The sequence below is a fragment of the Microbacterium sp. genome (assembly GCF_052102115.1).
Lineage (GTDB): Bacteria > Actinomycetota > Actinomycetes > Actinomycetales > Microbacteriaceae > Microbacterium.
Genome location: NZ_JBQDVP010000015.1, coordinates 1 through 3108, shown reverse-complemented (window position 1 = coordinate 3108; position 3108 = coordinate 1). Strand labels below are relative to the sequence as shown.

The window sequence follows — 3108 nt, the reverse complement described above, 5'->3', positions numbered from 1 at the left end:
AGCTGGAAGATCTACTTCGACGAAGTGCAGATGCTGTCGTTCACCGGTGTGCTGCACGCCCCGGTGCTGGAAAAGTTCTGGCGCACTGAGCATTTCGGCACCATGGATGACTTCTACGCCGATGCCGAGCATGGCGACCTGCCCGCGTACGCGTTCATCGAACCGCGCATGATGTACAACCACAACGACTTCCACCCACCGTTCGGACACCTTCACGAGAGTGACGTCAGCGGAACAGAGATCATCAACAGCGCGTACTCCGACGTGCGTGCGGGCGACGAACTCATCCACGACATCTACACGGCAGTCCGCGCGAGCAAGACGCCCGACGGATCGAATGCGGTGAACACCCTGCTGCTGATCACGTTCGACGAGCACGGCGGATGCTTCGACCACGTACCGCCGCCGGCGGCCACGCCGCCCGACGATTCCGGTGCGGGCGAGATGGGGTTCGAATTCGATCGGCTCGGATGCCGCGTGCCGGCGATCGCCGTCTCGGCGTATACGCGGTCGGGAACCGTGATCAACGACGAGATGCATCACGGATCCGTGATCGCGACGCTGAGCCGCCTGCACGGGCTCAAGCCGCTCACCAAGCGCGATGCCGGGGCGAACGACCTGTTCAACATCATCAACCTGCAGCAGCCGCGCCATCCCTCTGACTGGCCGGAGACGCGGCCGTCGTTCACTCCGCCGAACCCGGAGGAGAAGCCCATGCATCCGGCGCACGCCCACAAGGACAAGCCGCTGACCCCGCCCGCGCGCGGCCTGCTGGGACTGCTCCTCGCGCGTCAAGGCCTCTCCGACACGGATGAGCCGCAAACGTTCGGCGAGGCGTACGACCTGCTGCACTCGCGGGGCAGGGGACTGTTCGGCCCACCGGAGGACGCGTGAACAAGTGCCCGAGTTGAGATCTCCCGGTCCGTCGCGGCGCAGCGCGAACGTGCAGTCCCGAAGACGCGTGCGTCGGCGCCGTCGTACCGTCGTGGCGTCGTTGGCCGTCGTCATCGTGGCTCTCGGGGCCGGAGGGTTCGCCCTGATCTCGTCGCTGAGCGGCGACGCGGAGCCGGCAGAGGCGACCAACGCTGCGGAGAGGTCCGAGCCCACCTCCGTACCGACGCCCGAGCCGCCGAGTCTGACCGCCGCAGAACAGCTTCTCGCCGACGCCGACGACCCGCTGGCCTGTGCGGTGAGTTTCGAGGGCGAGGGGATCGCGCAGGAGCCGATGCTGCAGACGCAGGACGCGCTGTACGCCGCACTGCCGATCCCCGCGCAGGACGGGCAGGTGTTCGCCGGCTGGTACGCGAGCCCCGAGGCTGCTGCCGCGTACGAGGTCGACGGGCGGGTGAACGGCTCGGAGCCGGTGGCATGCACGGATCAGCGGATGGTGCTGCACGGAGCGTGGATGAGCCCGGAGGACAACGTGGCCGCCGGTTCGCAGATCCCGATCCTCATGTACCACCAGTTCACGTCGCGCCCCGAGGGCGAGGACGGCTGGCTCCGCGGCAACTACGCCTACATCGGCGACTTCGACGCGCAGATGAACCACCTCGCGACCACGGGCTTCTACATGCCGACCTGGGACGAGTTGAGCGCCTTCATCGACGGCAGGCTCTTCCTGCCGAACCGGTCGGTGATCGTCACCGACGACGACGCTGATCAGACCTGGTTCGATCTCGCCGTGCCGGTCGTCGACAAGCACCAGGTGCTGGCGACGTCGTTCATGATCACCGCCTATCGGCAGGATCCGGCACCGTCGCCGTACGTCCTGCGGCGCTCGCACACCCACGACATGCACGAGGCCGGGGAGAACGGCGAGGGGCGGATGGTCAACTGGACGGCGGAGGAGATCGCGGCCGACCTCAACACCTCCGGCGACGTCCTCGGCGTCCGCGAGGTCATCGCCTACCCGTTCGGACACTTCAACGACACGGCCAAAGAGGGCGTCGCCATGGCGGGGTATGAGATGGCCAGGACGATCGAACCGGGGCGGGTGCAGATCGGCACCGACAAACTCGCCCTGCCGGTCGTGCGCATCGACTACGGGATGGGGCTGGACACGCTGATCAACCTCATCGGCTGAGCGCGGTGCGGGCCGCCCGGCGACCGCGGTTCACGGCAGCGGGGTGTTGCGCGTGCCCAGGCGCGAAGCATCCACCGTGTCGCGCGCTCCGCGCAGCACGCCGCCGATGAACCCGAAGCCCCAGGACAGGTGCATGGTCGGCAGCACCGCCAGCGTCCAGATCCTCTCACGGGCAGGACGCCCGCCCCCGGGCTTGAGCGCCATGGCGGTCACGAGCAGGGCGTACGCGATCAGCGGCAGGTAGACGATGGATGCCACGATCGACGCGATTCCGCCCAGCACACGCGAGATCTGCAGCACACCGACGATGAGGGCGAGCACGGCGTTCATCAGCAGCGCCGGGGGTGCGAAGAATCGTAGGCCGTTGCTGCGGCCGTACCGGCGCACCAGCTCTCCGCGCCACGCCCCGGTCGCGCGGAACTGGCGCGCCAGTCGCCACCAGCTCTCGCGGGGCCAGTAGGTCACCGACAGCTGCGGGTCGAGCCAGACTTTGTGGCCGGCCTGGCGGATGCGCAGATTCAGCTCCCAGTCCTCACCGCGACGGATCGTCTCATCGAACAGCCCGACTTCATCGAGCACGGCGCGGCGCATGACGCCCAGATAGGCCGACTCGGCCTCGCCCTCGTGCGTGGTGCCGTGGTACGCGCCGCCGCCGAGACCGATCGGGGAGTTGTAGGCGCGGGCGACGGCCTTCTGGAACGGGGTCCTGCCGTCGGCGCGCATGACGCCGCCCACGTTCGCCGCTCCGGTGCGCTCCAGCGTCGCCAGCGCTCGCCGCGCGTAACCGGGTGAGAGCTCGGAATGCGCGTCGACCCGCACGATCGTGGGGTAGCGGCTCGCACGGATCGCGGCGTTGAGCCCGACGGGGATGTGCGCGGCGGGGTTGTCGACGAGGCGGATGCGGGCGTCATCGGCCGCGAGTCGCTGCGCGAACTCGGTCGTGCCATCGGTGGACGGCCCGAGTGCGAGGACGAGCTCGCTCGGACCGTCGAGCTCCTGTGCGAGCACCGAGCCCACGGCGTGCT

At 68.6% G+C, this 3108-nt stretch carries 3 protein-coding genes; 2 read left to right on the top strand and 1 reads right to left on the bottom strand.

Going from position 1 to position 3108, the window contains the following annotated elements; all coding sequences use genetic code 11:
- Together ACTICP_RS06725 and ACTICP_RS06720 are read left to right on the top strand one after the other, a co-directional pair.
- A partial coding sequence (locus tag ACTICP_RS06725; protein WP_441890759.1) for an alkaline phosphatase family protein occupies positions 1–894 on the top strand: 894 nt, incomplete at its 5' end.
- Between the two features lie 91 nt (positions 895–985).
- A complete protein-coding gene (locus tag ACTICP_RS06720) occupies positions 986–2083 on the top strand; it encodes a polysaccharide deacetylase family protein (RefSeq protein WP_441890869.1) in 1098 nt (365 codons plus the stop codon).
- A 30-nt stretch (positions 2084–2113) separates the two neighbouring features.
- On the opposite strand, the gene ACTICP_RS06715 is transcribed toward ACTICP_RS06720, so the two are convergent.
- Positions 2114–3100: a glycosyltransferase family 2 protein gene (locus ACTICP_RS06715; RefSeq protein WP_441890867.1), complete on the bottom strand. Its 987-nt coding sequence runs from the start codon at positions 3098–3100 to the stop codon at positions 2114–2116.
- Positions 3101–3108 lie beyond the last annotated feature (8 nt).